This window comes from Peptoanaerobacter stomatis, assembly GCF_000238115.1.
Taxonomy (GTDB): Bacteria; Bacillota; Clostridia; order Peptostreptococcales; family Filifactoraceae; genus Peptoanaerobacter; species Peptoanaerobacter stomatis.
Map to the genome: position 1 here is coordinate 139,689 of NZ_JH414551.1, position 15,196 is coordinate 154,884.

Genomic DNA, 15,196 nt, shown 5'->3' on the forward strand with positions numbered 1-15,196 from the left:
TTTTTAAGGCTCAGGTATTCCCAATTCTCTACTCAAAAATGCAGCTTTATCAATCTTGTCATTATTTTTAAGCTGTGCAATAATTTCTCCTACTAATGCAGGTTTCATTTTTTTAAGCGTATCTACTGCCATTTGTTTTTCACTTATAGAAAAATTCCTTACATTATCTATTTTATAAGTCTTATAAACCGGATTATCTACTGCCAGCTTATCTATAACATCCGCCAAATCGGCAGCCTGCATTTTCTCATATGCCTTCTTCAGTATATCGACATCTTCTTCATATTTTTTTAGCACTTTTATAGAATTTGCTACAACAGTTGAATAGCTTCCGTCAAAATTCATTTGATAATCTTCTATATTTTTAATTTCCATCAATATATCCTGAACTTTATTTTCGTCCGAGAATTCATTTAATATTCTCGCCGCATTTAAATAATCCATATTTGAAAATATAACCGCAAGTTGATCATCACTGAAACTTTCCGCATCTTGTAATTTTTGAGCCGCAATTTTTTCTTCCGTTTTTGAGTATAACTGACCTAATGACAAATTTTTTCTCAAAAACTCTGAATATATTTGCATTTCTCTTTCTACAGACTTTAAAAATTCGTTGCCGAATCTGTTTTTTATACCGTCAATATATATAGGGTTCGTATAATGTAATATTCTTGCTACTGTTTTTGCCTGCATATTCTCCAATGCTGATGATACTTTGTCATAATTCATAGTAGTTTGTAATTCGCTTTGTATTGCATCTATAGCTCCTTTTATTCCTAAAGATGTATAATAAGATGATGTAGTTTTATTTTCATCAGCTTTTGCAAGCTCCATTTTCTCATATTCGTCTTTTATTATATCTTTTTTGCTTTCAAATTTCTTTATAAGCTCGTTTACATTATCAGTTTTTTCAGAATTTATTATCATCATTGATGACAACAATTTTTCATATGATTTTTTATCGCTCTTCTTTATATCAATCAGCTTATCAGCTATCTGTTCTTCATCCATCTGTAAATAATATTTGGCAAGTTCGGATATTCTCGGATCACTTACACCTTTCGCTTCAGCTTTGGCTTTAAGTTCCTGTCTTGTTTGGTATTGTTTTATCTGTGTATTTATAAATTTTTTTACTTTATTATTCGTTAAATACAAAACTCCTGCCGTTCCTGCTATTATAGTAAGAAAAACAAGTAATACGGCTAATATTATTTTTATGGTCGTAAATATAGACGTTTTTTTCTCTACAGGCAACACATCATTTTCAATACTCACTTTTATAACTCCTTAATTATAACTTTCTACTTGAAAAACTAACTATTTCATCAATGATTTTTTCTTCTTCTTTTGCTTCTTTAGTCATATATCTTGCATAATCTTTATCCTTTAAATTTTCATAGGACTTTCTTTCTTTTCTTGACTCTATATATTCTTCTTTTTTTATTTCCAATTTTTTATTTAATTCACATATTTCAAGTTCTTTTATTTTTATTAAAGAACATAAATAATCAATATATTTGTTGAGTTGAATAGCCTCTATTATAGAAGTACCTTTTTTATTTTTTTCTTCTCTTTCTATACCTTTTTGTGTAAGTTCAAGTTTTAACTCTTGTAATTGTTCATTTGCCTTTAACAATTCTTTGTTCGCTATATAGACTTCATTTTTTTTATTGTCTTCAGCTTTTTCTTTTACATCCAACACTTTTTGTAATCTAAATTTATAACTCAATTAAATCACCTTGTTTATAATTGGATTATTTTACCAACCATATTTTCTATTTCATCAAAAGAAAATTTATCATGAATATCCTGTTTTAAAAAATCGTTAATCTCATCATTTTTTTCAGTGGCCATATCTACTTTTTTGCTTGTTCCTTTGACATACGCACCTATGCTTATAAGATCTTCAGAGTCTTTATATGTAGCCATAAGATCTCTTATATTACCTACTTTCAACATATGCTCTTTATCCATTATAGCAGGCATTACTCTTGATACTGAAGCTAAAACATCTATAGCCGGATAATGGTTTTTATTTGCTAAAGTTCTTGACAACACTATATGACCATCCAATATACCTCTAACGGTATCTGCAATAGGTTCATTCATATCATCTCCATCTACAAGCACAGTGTAAAGACCGGTTATTGAACCTTTATCGGAATTGCCGGCTCTTTCCAAAAGTTTAGGTAATTCCGCAAATACCGAAGGCGGATATCCTTTTGTAACAGGAGGTTCTCCTATCGCAAGTCCGACTTCTCTTTGTGCCATAGAAAATCTTGTAAGAGAGTCCATCATCAATATTACGTTTTTGCCTTGATCTCTAAAATATTCAGCTACAGATGTAGCTAACAATGCGCCTTTTTTCCTGACAAGCGCCGGTTGATCCGATGTAGCAACTATAACTATAGATCTTGCGAGACCCTCTTCTTGTAAGTCATTTTCTATAAATTCTTTTACTTCTCTTCCTCTTTCTCCTATAAGCCCTATGACATTTATATCTGCAACTGTATTCCTCGCAATCATTCCGAGCAAAGTAGACTTTCCTACCCCGGAACCGGCAAATATTCCTATTCTTTGTCCTCTTCCACAAGTAAGCATTCCGTCTATAGCTTTTATTCCAAGAGGCAAAGGTTCTCTTATTCTGCTCCTTGACAAAGGATTTGGAGGAGTATTGTTCACAGGATAAGCTCTGCTCAATTTCAATTCTTCTTTATCGTCTATAGGGTTACCCAATCCGTCAAGTACACGACCGAGAAGACTTTCTCCTACTTGAACCTCAAGACTGTTTCCTGATGCTACTACAGTAGCTCCCGGTCCTATGCCTTGCATATCTCCAAGTGGCATAAGTAAAACCGCATTTTGCGTAAAGCCTACAGCCTCCGCCATAACCGGAGCTTCTGATTTTACCGGATATATTTTGCACATCTCTCCGATTTTCACCTGCGGTCCCGTCGATTCTATAGTAAGCCCCACTATTTTTGAAACTCTTCCCTTATATTGTACAAGTGTTGTATCAGTTAATTTATCACTGTATTTTTTCAATGATATTTCCATAGCTATTCCCCTTCAAGAAGTTTAGAAAATTCTTCTCTAAGTTTTACAAACTGAGCCTTTATGGATGGATTTACCGTTCCATCTTCGCTTTGTATTTCCATATCTCCTTTTAAATATGTTTCAACAATTTTTATTTCTATATCTTCCACAGCCGGAAACATAGCCAATATCTTGGTTTTTAACTTTGATGTAGTTTCAAAATCTTCTCTGCTGACTTTAACTGTTAATTTTTTTCTTGATGTAATATCTTCAATAGAAGATAAAATCAATTTTGTTGCAGTTTCGTCACTATCATCCAGTTTTTGTCTTAATATCTTGTTTACACACTGCAATACCAAACCTATTATTTCTTTTTCCTGATTTGCAAACGTATTTTTTCTATATTGTTCAGCATCTTCTATTATATCTCTTGCCTCTTTAAGTAATATTTCATATCGTTCCAAAGATTCTTCGTATCCTTGATTAAATCCATTTTGCTTGCTTTCTATAAGTATATTTCCGGCTTCAACTTTTGCATCATCTATTATCTTTTTAGCGTCTGAATTTGCTCTTGATATTATCTCATTAGATAGCTCTGTAGCATTTCTATTCATCTCTTGAGTTTCATTTTGAAGCCTTATTTTGAGTTGTTCCAACTTTTCTATCTTAATTTTAACTTCTTTTTCTTCACCGTCTTCTACATTTTCCGTATTTGCAGTTATCTTATGCAAAGTTTCCGAAGAACTTGCATTTTCCTCTCTAAGCTCTTTATTTCCGACAACAAATACTTCATCTATTTCAATAAAACCGGACTTGATAAGTTTATCCAATTAGCTCGTCTCCTCCACCTCTTGAAATTACTATCTCTCCTGCATCTTCGAGTCGTCTTATTACGTTTACTATATTTTGTTGCGCCTCTTCTACATCTCTCAGTCTCACAGGACCCATAAAGTCCATATCTTCTCTTATCATTTCTGCCATACGTTTAGACATATTGGCAAATATAAGTTCCGCAACTTCAGGTGTTGCACCTTTAAGAGCAATAGTAAGTTCACTGTTTTCAACCTCTCTGATAAATCTTTGTATAGCTGTTGAATCAAGATTGACAACATCTTCAAATACAAACATTTTTTTCTTGATTTCATCTGCAAGCTCTGTATCCGATTCTTCAAGATTTTCAATAATATATCTTTCAGTTCCTCTATCCACAGAGTTCAAAATTTCTACAATCGCATCTATGCCTCCAGCTTTTGTATAGTCTTGAGTTACTATGTTTGATAATTTTTTTTCAAGTACAATTTCCACTTCTTTTATTATTTCAGGATACGTTCTGTCCATTGTAGCTATCCTTCTTGCAACTTCTATTTGTTTTTCTTGTGAGAGCGATGACAATATCTGACCGGATTTTTCAAAATCAAGATAAGATAATATAAGAGCTATTGTTTGCGGATGCTCATTTTGAATGAAGTTAGCAAGCTGAGCGGCATCAGCTTTTTTTGCGAAATCAAACGGTTTTACCTGCAAAGATGCCGTAAGTTTGTTTATAACTTCATAGGCTTTTTCTTTTCCAAGCGATTTTTCTAAAACTTCTTTTGCGTAATTTATACCGCCCTCTGATATATAATCTTGTGCAATACACATTTCATAAAATTCATCCAACACTTCTTCTTTCAATTCAGGATCCACTTTTTTAACATTCGCTATTTCCAATGTCATTTCTTCTATATCTTCGTCGCTGAGATGCCCATATATCTTTGAAGAATATTCCGGTCCTAAACTTATCATAAGTATTGCGGCTTTTTGTTTCCCGTACAGCTTAATAGGCTCTTTTTGAGCGGCTTGTTGTTTTGCCAAGTTCTCCACCTCTTTATTATTCTTCTTCTATCCATGTTTTTAACAATTGTGTTACTACCTCCGGATTTTTGTTTATTAATTCTTCTATACTTCTCTTCTTTCCGGATTCTTTTATGTCCAATTCTATTGTTTCTATTTCTTTTTGTTTTCTTGCCCTTTCTTCTGCGCTTAAATTATCTTTTTGTTTTGCCATTTCTTCCAATTTTCTATTTCTTCTTCTTAATAACATAATAATCAACAATGCCGCTATAGGTATGAACGCTATAACTCCTATTGCAATCCATTGCCACAACGGTATACCGTAATTGTCGGATGCAGCCATTTGATTTTGCATATCTTTGTTAAAGCTTTCTGCAAACACTTCTACAGATTTTGTATTAAGACCTGTGGCTGTGGTTATCAACTTTACTATTTGAGCTTTTTTCTCATCTGTAAGTTCTCCGCCTTCTAAAGAATCTTTATTCAAAATTACAGAAACAGTTATGCTGTCTATAGTCCCTTTCGCTTTTTCCACATTTTTTACAATCTCGTTTAATTCATAATTTATGGTACTTTCACTTCTATTATATGTTGAATTTCCATTTTCATCTACCGTAACATAATTGGTTGTTCCGCCGGCTTCATTGTTATTTGCTGTAACTCCCGGAGTTCCTAAAGCATCTTTTTTATTTTCGACTTGTTCTTTTAAATTCTGCTCGCTTCTTGCAAGTCCCGAAGTTTCTCCTTCAACAGGCGGCGAAAAACTTTTTGTTTGAGTCTGCTCATTATCAAAGTTAAGTTTGACTGATGCCATAACAGATATGTTATTATATCCGAACATAGGACTTAAAAAATTTTGTAATGATTTTTCTATATCACTTTTCACCTTATCTTGCATTTCCAAATTACTTTTTGCTTGAATAGAGTCATTTTTATTTTCAGAATTTACATTAAGCACTTGACCGTTAGGTCCATGTATTGTAACATTTTCAGGAAGCAATCCTTCCACAGAACTTGAAACTATTGATGCTATTCCGTTTATAGAATCTTGATCAAGCTCCTTACCGGATTTCAAAGACAACATTACACTTGCCTTTGAAATTTGTTTATTCTCATTTAATACAAATTCCGAATTTTTCGGTATAGATAAACTTACATATGCTTTATCCACCGCATCGATAGATTCTATAACTGTTGATATCTGGTTTGTAAGAGCATATTGTCTTGCCGTTTCTTTTTCGTCATCACTCATAAACATCGAATTCATCTTGATTAAATCCGAATAATCAAACTTGGCATTAGGCAAATTTCTGCCTGCTAAGTCAACCATTACTTTATTTCTTATTTTTTCCGGAACAAGTATCGAATTTTGTCCTTCTATCTTATATTTCACACCCAAACCATCCAAGTTCTGAGTTACCGTACTCATTGTATTCAAATCAAGATTACTGTATAACGGCACATATTTTGTTCTTGTCAAATATAATATCAGCGAAGTAACTATTGCAATTATCGCTAAGGTTGAGACAGCTACAGTTATTATCTGTCTCCTTGAATATTTTTCCAAATATTGATTTATTGAATTTCTTACATTATTAATATTTTCCAAAACGAACACTCCTGTGTCTATTATAAAATAAGACGCTTTTTTACTTAAAATATATCAAAACAAACAAATTTATTATACTATTTTTTATACAATAATATTAAAAAGTATGTATACATAAATATTCTTACAAAATTATATCTAAATTAAAAAATATATCATCAGCAGATATTATGTAAGTACACTGCTGATGATTAAAAAATTGTTTTAAATTTGTATTCTTGATATTTCTTTGTATGCGTCGACAATTTTAGATATCCCCTCTGAAAGTGCACTGAATTGAACATTGGCAATACCTCTTGCTATTGATAATTCGTGCAAATTCTCCAATTCTCCCGATATTAATTTTTGTGTCAATTCCTCTTGATATTTCTTTGCATCATTAACTTCGTATATAGCTTTTTTCAGAAAATCGGAAAAATTTATATCCTTGTTTGTTTCTTCCTTTTTTATGATTTTTATATCATTCAAAGGAATAATATCACTGACTTTGTTTACCATTTTCTCTCCTCAAATTATCTTCCAATTTCAACGGCTTTTTGCAACATTGCCTTAGAAGTATTTACAGCAGTTGCACTTGCTTCATATGATCTTTGTGAAGATATCATATCAACCATCTCCGTTATCAAATCAACATTACTCATTTTAACATATCCGTTTTCATCAGCATCAGGGTGTCCGGGATCGTATTTCATTTTAAAATCACTCTTATCTTCTACTACCCCTACAAGTTCTACTCCGCCCTTATCTTTTTTATGTCTTTTATTGTTTAAAATAGCGTTAAAACTCGACATATTACCGTCCGCCTCGGCAAATACGGCAACTTGTCTTCTATACGGGAGTCCGTTTTTAGTTCTTGTCGTTTGTGCATTAGCTATATTTTTAGATATTATATCCATTCTTGCTCTTTCAGCTGTAAGTGCCGTAGCATTTATATTCATACTTGAAAATATGGACATTATTTTCTACCTCCTGTTATACCTGATATAAGCGAGTTGAAATATCCTGTCATAGAATCCGCAATCATAGAATAATTTATATAGTTTTTCACACTATCAACTTCTTCCGTGTCAATATTGACATTATTGCCGTCTTCTCTTGTGCTAACGGAATTATCTTTGACAACTGTTGGAAAAGTGTCACCTTTTAATGACGGTATATCTATATGTCTCGAATTTGTCTTTGCTCCTTTTAATGTACACTCATCATTTGCTTTTGCAAGATATTCTTCAAATCTTACATAACTCCTCTTATAATTAGGAGTATTTACATTGGCTATATTATTACTTATCGCTTCACTTCTCATACTATATGCGTTCAGCGCTTTCGATAATATGCCTATATAAGCTGAATCCATAAAATATTTTCCTCTCCATATTTGATACAACAAAAAATATTTGCTTTTAAAGCTTTTAAAATAGACATTAAATATATAATCACTCAAACAGCTATATAATTAATGTCCTAAATAAAGTGTAAAATTATTTATTTTTAAATTTTTATATAAAAATATCAGCAAAATTTATACAAGTAAAAATCACATCAAAATGTAAGCTTTAATTTATTTAAGTAATTATTTCAATGTATGTACTATAAATAAAAAGCATTACTAAAAGCCAAAGACCGTTAAACTGCAATATCAATATATGTAAATAAAGGTGTATAATAAGAAATTACACACCTTAGATGTAGTAGAGCAAATCTATAAGCCGAGTTCTGTTTAAAATAGTCATCTATCTACTATCACAGTCGCCTATGATATTCAGCGACCTACCTACGGATAGAAACGAGCAATTTCTTATTATATCCTGCTTGGTCTTGCTTCAAATGGGGTTTACATAACAAGACAGTCGCCTGTCTTTTGGTGAGCTCTTACCTCACCTTTCCACCCTTACCTATTAAAATATAGGCGGTTTATTTCTGTTGCACTTGCCTTGGAGTCGCCTCCACCGGACGTTATCCGGCATTTCGCTCTATAAAGCTCGGACTTTCCTCATACATAGAGTATGCGACTATTCAACTTACTCTTCTGATATTATACTATTATTTAAATAATCTTTCAATTATTTTTTTATTTTTTTTTACAGTTTTTTCAATAATTTATAAAAATATTGTATTTTTTAACAAATTTTGCATAATATTTTCTATTAAATAGTCAATAAATAAACATTTTCTTTTTTTATTTTTATAATATTTTCTCTAATAATACTACAGCTTGAGAGCTTATACCTTCTTTTCTGCCTTCAAAACCTAATTTTTCTGTAGTTGTGGCTTTCACAGATACCTGTTCGGGATTTAAATCCAACACTTCGGCAATATTTTTCTTCATCTTTGATATATAGGGTAACATTTTAGGTGATTGAGCTATTATTATACTGTCTATATTGGATATTTTAAAATTATTTTCTGTCACTATTTTTTTTACTTCTCTTAACAACAACATAGAGTTTATATCCTTATATTTATCATCCGTATCAGGAAACAAAGTGCCTATATCTCCTTTATTCACAGCTCCAATCAGTGCATCTATTATAGAATGTATAAGAACATCCGCATCTGAATGTCCTTCAAGCCCTTTTTCATATGGTATATTTACACCTCCAATTATAAGCTTCCTGTTTTCTTCAAATTTATGTACATCATACCCTATTCCTACTCTCATAATAATCCTCAACTTTCACATTTTCTATAAATAAAAAATCTTATCGATATTTTACTTAGATAATATATTCTTAAAAAAAATATCCATTAACCAAATACATTCCAATGCAACATTTTTTATATAAGTATTTATTATATATAAAATATAAAATAAGATGTTTATAAAAAACACCTTTATTTTATACTCTATTTAGTTTTCGCAAAAATCATTCTTCCTGCCGGAGTTTGCAATACTGATGTAACTTCAACTTCTATGCTTGAGCCTACAAACTTTTTACCGTTTTCTACAACTATCATAGTCCCATCATCTAAATATGCCACTCCTTGAGAATTTTCTTTTCCTTCTTTTACTATTTGAACGTTTATCTGTTCGCCTGATACGAGCTGCGGTTTGACTGCATTTGACAATTCGTTTACATTCAATACTTTTACATTTTGTATCTGAGCTACTTTGTTCAAATTATAATCGTTAGTAACTACCGAGCCTCCTAATTTTTCTGCCAATTTCAACAATTTAATATCTACTTCGTATTCAACATCAAATTTAGTTTCATTAACTTCTACCGTAACATTGGATTTATTTTGAATTTCATTTATTATATCTAATCCTCTTCTTCCCTTTACTCTTTTTAAATCATCTGCTGAATCAGCTATATGTCTTAATTCTTCCAATACAAAAGTAGGTATTATAACCTTTCCTTCAATAAATCCGGTATCTATTATATCTGCTATTCTGCCATCTATTATAACACTTGTATCCAATATCTTAGGCATGGCATTAACTGTTTTTTTGTTGATTTTTTCTCTTGAGCTTATCCTTTTGCTATGGATATATTTAGCTATTTCATCTTTTTTGATTCTACCTATATTACTGCCTATATATCCCAAAAATATATATATCGCTATTGTTAAAGGTATTCCAACAAAAGGTATTGCTTTTATAGGGCTTGTAACAAAATAAGCTATTACTATACTGATTATAAAACCGAATATTGTAGTTATCATTTCAGGAAGTGGTATTTTAGATACTTCGTTTTGTATATAGTTTGCTATTTGCTGGCTTTTTTTCATCAAAAAAAGGCGCTATAAAATAAAATATAATTCCAAATAAAATAAATAATGTTGTCAGCATAGCTACGTCAAATATAGATTTCGACATATAAGCAGGTTTTACAGTTTCAAGTATGTTGTACATCAAAAAATATATTAAAACCCCTACTGAACCTCCACCTATTCCTATAAACCATCTTATGGCTTTTTTTATCATTTATTCTTCACCTCCTTTTTTTACTTTTTTTACATTTGATATAGAACAATCAAGTGCCTGTTTTATATTCTTTACTCCTGTAATTTTTATATTTTTATTTTTTAATTTTATGTCTTTTAAATTTGAATATGGTATGAGTATCTCTTCAAAGCCTAATTTTTCAGCTTCATTTATTCTATTTTGTACAAAACTCACGTTTCTTATTTCGCCTGTAAGCCCTACTTCACCGCATATAGCAAGCAATCCTTTTACAGGAATGTTATAATAACTTGATGCAACGGCAATGATCACTCCCAAATCTATAAAAGGTTCATTAAGTTTTATGCCGCCTGTTAAATTGACATATACATCATAGTTTTGTATCAAAATTCCTGCATGTTTTTCCAAAACTGCAAGCAACATATTTAATCTGTTATAATCTATTCCCGTTCCTGTTCTTCGTGGCGAAGGAAAGTTTGTTGATATGACAAGAGATTGTATTTCAACAAGCATAGGTCTTGTTCCTTCTACGCAACTTACAATGGCTGTACCTGCTTCATTAGAATCACTCCCTGACAATAATACCTTTGATGGATTATCCACTTCCACAAGTCCTTTATCAGTCATCTCAAAGACGCCTAATTCATTGGTTGAACCGAATCTGTTTTTTACAGCTCTTATCATCCTGTATGAATTATATTTTTCACCCTCAAAATATAAAACAGTATCGACTAAATGCTCTAAAACTCTCGGACCGGCTATAGCACCGTCTTTTGTGACATGTCCCACTATAAAACAACATACGTTTTCTTTTTTACATATTTTCATAAGTCTGTTAGCTATGTCTTTTACCTGAGAAACTGAACCCGGCAAAGAATCAAGAGTTGTTGATGATATAGTTTGTATTGAATCTATTATTACAACATCAGGTTTTATATCCAATATTTGCTTTTCTATAATTTCCAGATTTGTTTGTGCTATTATAAGCAAATCCGCTTCTTCTTCAAATATCCTGTCAGCTCTCAATTTAATTTGCTCCAATGATTCTTCCGCTGATACATAAAGCACATTTTTTTTATCACTTATATTATTTGTCAACTGCAACAGTATCGTAGATTTACCTATACCGGGATCTCCTCCTATGAGCACAAGCGAGCCGTTTACTATACCGCCTCCCAAAACTCTGTCAAATTCTTTTATACCGGTAGAAAACCTAACATATTCCTGTCCCTTAACCTCACTGAGTTTTATAGGTGAAACATCCTCTCCAAGTGTAATCAACTCTACTTGCTTTTCTATCGTTTTACTTTTTTGTGTATATACTTCCTCTTTCAATGTGCCCGCTGTAGAACATCTCGGACATATTCCCCACCATTTCGATGTTTCATATCCGCAATTCTCACAAGCGTATTTTGTTTTTAATTTTGCCATTATTCCTCACTATCTTCGTTTATTATTTCAAAGCTTAGACTGTCTTTGTTTCCTATTACATTTATAAAAGAATTATCTTTTATCTCTTCCAATAATATTTTTTGAGCAATTTCATTTTCAAGCATTTTTTGTATAGTACGCAGTAGCGGTCTTGCACCATATTCCGGATTATAACCGTCTTTTGCAATAGTCTCTATCGCACTGTCTTGTATGATTAAATGTATGCCTCTATCTTTCAACCTTTCTTGAAGCCTTTCTATCATTATTCCGGCTATCTTTGATATATCATTTTTTTCAAGTTGTCTGAATACTACTATCTCATCAACTCTGTTTATAAATTCCGGTTTAAAATATTTTTTCAGCTCTGATATAAATGATTTCTCCAAGTTTTTATACACATCATCATTTATTTTTTCAAAAGATTGATTTGAAAATCCGAAATTATTTTGTTTTTTTACAGCTGAAGCTCCTATATTTGATGTCATTATTATTATTGAATTTTTAAAATCTACTTTTCTTCCTTGAGAATCCGTTAAATGTCCCTCATCCAAAACCTGTAAAAGTAAATCGAATATATCAGGATGTGCTTTTTCTATTTCATCAAACAGCAGTACACAATACGGTTTCTTCTTAACTTTTTCTGTTAGCTGTCCGCCTTCAGAGTAACCTACATATCCCGGAGGAGAGCCTATAACTTTACTTACATCAAACTTCTCCATGTATTCGCTCATATCCACTCTTATCATAGCGTCTTCATCATCAAAAAGTTCCCTTGCCAAAGTTTTTGCAAGCTGAGTTTTTCCAACACCTGTAGGTCCTAAAAATATGAATGAGCCTATAGGTTTTTTAGGATCTTTAAGCCCTGTTCTCGCTCTTTGTATTGCTCTTGTTACGCTTAATACAGCCTCATCTTGACCTATTACATATTTCGATATATTTTTTCTCATATCGAGCAACTTATCTTCTTGCGTTTTTGTAAGTTTTTCAATAGGTATACCTGTTATTGCACTGACCACGCATTCTATGTCTTTTTTCATTAAGATTTTCTTTTCATTGTATATCTTAAGCCTTTCATCTGATATGGATGACATAATTCGATCTAAGTCCAGTATCTCGTCTCTTATAATAGAAACATTTTGTATGTTATTTTCTCTGACCTCTTTAGCTATTCTAAATTTCGCATCTTTTATGTTTTTTAGTACTTCATCTATTTCATAATAATCTTCATCTCTTGCCAATTTCAATTTTGCAGACGCTTCGTCTATTATATCTATAGCTTTATCAGGTAAATACATAGTCGATATATATCTCTTTGATAATTTTACAGCCAATTCTATAGCATCTTGTTCTATCCTTACATCATGATAGTTCTCATAAATTTGTTTTACAGCCATTAACATTTTTATAGCTTTTTCTTCTGATGGTTCTTTTATTTGAACTACTTGTATTCTTCTTTTTATAACATCATCTTTTTCTATATATCTTTTATATTCAGATGCGCTTGTGACTCCTATTATTTGCAATTTCCCTTCTGCAAGAGCGTTTTTAATCATATTGCCGGCTTCCGACGTGTTCTCTTGATTACTTAAAATCGCAATGCTGTGAAAATTATCTATAAACAGAATGATATTTTCACTGCTACTTACTTCTTCAATTATCTTTCTAATTCTTTCTTCTAACTCACCTTTATACTTGCTTCCTGACACAACAAGAGGCATATTTAGCTGAAATATACGCTTATTCCTTAAAATATTTGGAGCCTTTTTTGAAACTATATTTTGTGCTATTGCATATATTACAGATGTCTTTCCAACTCCCGCTTCCCCTACCAAAACAGGATTGTTCTTGTTTCTTCTTGCCAATATGTGAGTTATTCTTTCTATCTCTTCTTCTCTTTCTACAACTATGTTCAATTCTCCATTTTCAGCATTATTGGTTATATCTGTCGCATATCTGTTCAAAACTCTACCTATTTTAGGAGGTTTTTTATATATGTTTCTTCCATAATCTTCTTGAACCTCATTATACTCAGATATGTCTTTTACTTTTTGCTTTATATTATCAAATTCTTTTTTAGCTATTATTATCTCATCTATAACATCATCTCGATATATACCACTATTATTCAATATATCTGTTGCAATGCCTTTTTTCCCAAGTATAGCTATAAGTACATGTTCTAAACCCACAAATTCAAATGATAGCGAATTTGCAATGGAAATTGATTCTTCAAATATATCTTTTATATCGCTTGCATATATTAAAACATTGCTCGGAACAACACCTTTTTCATTTTTTTCCAATACTTTTTGCACTATATCGTCCGTATATAAATTATGTTCTGATAATATTCTACCTACAAGAGATTTTTCCTGTCTGCTTATAGCTATCAAAATATGTTCACTGTCAACTGTATTGTGACCTAATTTGCTTGCCTCTTGAGCAGCCAAATTCAACAATCTTCTACTAAATTGAGTAAATGTTTCTATTTTTATCATCCTTTATAAATTTCTTTAAAATAATAGCAAGTAGTTAATATATCACTTACAACTCCAAACAGATAATGATATTTAATAACTTGTTATCAATTTTTTAAGTATATTGGCAAATTAATAATTTAAACAATGTCCATATCAAATCCCCTTGATTTTATTTCATCTATCATATTTCTATTTCTTCCAAGTGAATTTTTTAATTTATTAACAACCTGTGTAGTAAATTTTCCAACTGTTTTTGTGGTATCTCTAAGGTCTATATATTTATTCATTTCTTCATCAAAGGTCTTTATAGCCTCTGTATAATTGTCAAATTTTTTGTATTCATCTTCAAATACCTGCATATGCTTTGGAAGTCTCGGTTTTAATGCAGGTTCATGATTTTTATAGCCAAGTCCTAAACCTATTATAGGAAATGTGAGCTTCGGTAAATTAAGTATTTCACTTACGCCTTTTATATCCTTTAGTATACTCCCAAAATATACCGTTCCTATACCGAGTGATTCTGCCGCAACAACCATATTTTGAGCTGCTATAAGAGCATCGCTCACACCTTGAATAAAACTGTCCATGTCATTTCCAACATCATCTAAGCCGTTTTCTTTTGCAATTTTAGAATTCCTGTACATATCAACTACAAATATTATAAGGTCACTATTATTTTTAACATAAGGTTGATTGCATATTTCAGCTATTTTTGATTTCTTATTATCATCTTTTACGTGTATCATAGAATAACTGTATAGTCCGTTGCCACTCGCCGATCTAACAGCTATAGCAAACAAATTATCCATTATCTCTTTATCTATTTTTTCGTCTGTAAATTTCCTTATTGTTCTATGCTCTAATTGACTTTTTAATGTTGAATTCATAATAATTCACTTCCTT

General features: G+C 31.4%; 13 protein-coding genes, 1 other RNA gene and 1 pseudogene. All 15 read right to left on the reverse strand.

The window, feature by feature from the left end:
- Positions 1 to 3 precede the first annotated feature (3 nt).
- Entirely contained in the window at positions 4 to 1,275 is a 1,272-nt protein-coding gene (locus HMPREF9629_RS05600) for a hypothetical protein (protein WP_009525400.1), read from the reverse strand.
- A 16-nt stretch (positions 1,276 to 1,291) separates the two neighbouring features.
- Entirely contained in the window at positions 1,292 to 1,729 is a 438-nt protein-coding gene (gene fliJ / locus HMPREF9629_RS05605) for a flagellar export protein FliJ (protein ID WP_009525401.1), read from the reverse strand.
- A 14-nt stretch (positions 1,730 to 1,743) separates the two neighbouring features.
- Positions 1,744 to 3,057, reverse strand: a complete 1,314-nt coding sequence (gene fliI, locus HMPREF9629_RS05610; protein WP_009525402.1) for a flagellar protein export ATPase FliI — start codon at positions 3,055 to 3,057, stop codon at positions 1,744 to 1,746.
- Positions 3,058 to 3,059: 2 nt separating this feature from the next.
- A complete protein-coding gene (locus HMPREF9629_RS05615) occupies positions 3,060 to 3,866 on the reverse strand; it encodes a FliH/SctL family protein (RefSeq protein ID WP_009525403.1) in 807 nt (268 codons plus the stop codon).
- Positions 3,859 to 4,890 (reverse strand): flagellar motor switch protein FliG, encoded by a 1,032-nt coding sequence (fliG, locus tag HMPREF9629_RS05620; protein WP_009525404.1) that lies wholly within the window; start codon positions 4,888 to 4,890, stop codon positions 3,859 to 3,861. The genes HMPREF9629_RS05615 and fliG overlap by 8 nt, the downstream gene beginning before the upstream one ends.
- Positions 4,891 to 4,906: 16 nt before the next feature.
- Positions 4,907 to 6,478, reverse strand: coding sequence for a flagellar basal-body MS-ring/collar protein FliF (fliF, locus tag HMPREF9629_RS05625; protein ID WP_009525405.1), 1,572 nt, complete (start codon positions 6,476 to 6,478; stop codon positions 4,907 to 4,909).
- Positions 6,479 to 6,682: 204 nt separating this feature from the next.
- The gene (gene fliE / locus HMPREF9629_RS05630; protein ID WP_009525406.1) at positions 6,683 to 6,976 is read right to left on the reverse strand and encodes a flagellar hook-basal body complex protein FliE; all 294 of its coding nucleotides are present in this window, start codon (positions 6,974 to 6,976) and stop codon (positions 6,683 to 6,685) included.
- Positions 6,977 to 6,990: 14 nt separating this feature from the next.
- Positions 6,991 to 7,434, reverse strand: a complete 444-nt coding sequence (gene flgC, locus HMPREF9629_RS05635; protein ID WP_009525407.1) for a flagellar basal body rod protein FlgC — start codon at positions 7,432 to 7,434, stop codon at positions 6,991 to 6,993.
- Positions 7,434 to 7,832 (reverse strand): flagellar basal body rod protein FlgB, encoded by a 399-nt coding sequence (gene flgB / locus HMPREF9629_RS05640; RefSeq protein WP_009525408.1) that lies wholly within the window; start codon positions 7,830 to 7,832, stop codon positions 7,434 to 7,436. The genes flgC and flgB overlap by 1 nt, the downstream gene beginning before the upstream one ends.
- Positions 7,833 to 8,164: 332 nt before the next feature.
- An RNA gene (gene rnpB / locus HMPREF9629_RS11310) (RNase P RNA component class A) lies at positions 8,165 to 8,503 on the reverse strand.
- A gap of 157 nt (positions 8,504 to 8,660) precedes the next feature.
- Positions 8,661 to 9,137 (reverse strand): 2-C-methyl-D-erythritol 2,4-cyclodiphosphate synthase, encoded by a 477-nt coding sequence (ispF, locus tag HMPREF9629_RS05645; RefSeq protein ID WP_009525409.1) that lies wholly within the window; start codon positions 9,135 to 9,137, stop codon positions 8,661 to 8,663.
- Between the two features lie 185 nt (positions 9,138 to 9,322).
- A pseudogene (locus HMPREF9629_RS05650) lies at positions 9,323 to 10,403 on the reverse strand (PIN/TRAM domain-containing protein).
- Entirely contained in the window at positions 10,404 to 11,813 is a 1,410-nt protein-coding gene (gene radA / locus HMPREF9629_RS05655) for a DNA repair protein RadA (RefSeq protein ID WP_009525412.1), read from the reverse strand.
- Positions 11,813 to 14,311: an ATP-dependent Clp protease ATP-binding subunit gene (locus tag HMPREF9629_RS05660; protein ID WP_009525413.1), complete on the reverse strand. Its 2,499-nt coding sequence runs from the start codon at positions 14,309 to 14,311 to the stop codon at positions 11,813 to 11,815. The genes radA and HMPREF9629_RS05660 overlap by 1 nt, the downstream gene beginning before the upstream one ends.
- A gap of 119 nt (positions 14,312 to 14,430) precedes the next feature.
- The gene (locus HMPREF9629_RS05665) at positions 14,431 to 15,180 is read right to left on the reverse strand and encodes an NADPH-dependent oxidoreductase (protein WP_009525414.1); all 750 of its coding nucleotides are present in this window, start codon (positions 15,178 to 15,180) and stop codon (positions 14,431 to 14,433) included.
- Positions 15,181 to 15,196 lie beyond the last annotated feature (16 nt).

What these genes read in the sequence shown, in the direction of transcription:
- fliI (WP_009525402.1), bottom strand. Translation starts at nt 3,057, where the DNA reads ATGGAAATATCATTGAAAAAATACAGTGATAAATTAACTGATACAACA.
- fliE (WP_009525406.1), bottom strand. Translation starts at nt 6,976, where the DNA reads ATGGTAAACAAAGTCAGTGATATTATTCCTTTGAATGATATAAAAATC.
- flgC (WP_009525407.1), bottom strand. Translation starts at nt 7,434, where the DNA reads ATGTCCATATTTTCAAGTATGAATATAAATGCTACGGCACTTACAGCT.
- flgB (WP_009525408.1), bottom strand. Translation starts at nt 7,832, where the DNA reads ATGGATTCAGCTTATATAGGCATATTATCGAAAGCGCTGAACGCATAT.
- ispF (WP_009525409.1), bottom strand. Translation starts at nt 9,137, where the DNA reads ATGAGAGTAGGAATAGGGTATGATGTACATAAATTTGAAGAAAACAGG.
- radA (WP_009525412.1), bottom strand. Translation starts at nt 11,813, where the DNA reads ATGGCAAAATTAAAAACAAAATACGCTTGTGAGAATTGCGGATATGAA.
- HMPREF9629_RS05660 (WP_009525413.1), bottom strand. Translation starts at nt 14,311, where the DNA reads ATGATAAAAATAGAAACATTTACTCAATTTAGTAGAAGATTGTTGAAT.
- HMPREF9629_RS05665 (WP_009525414.1), bottom strand. Translation starts at nt 15,180, where the DNA reads ATGAATTCAACATTAAAAAGTCAATTAGAGCATAGAACAATAAGGAAA.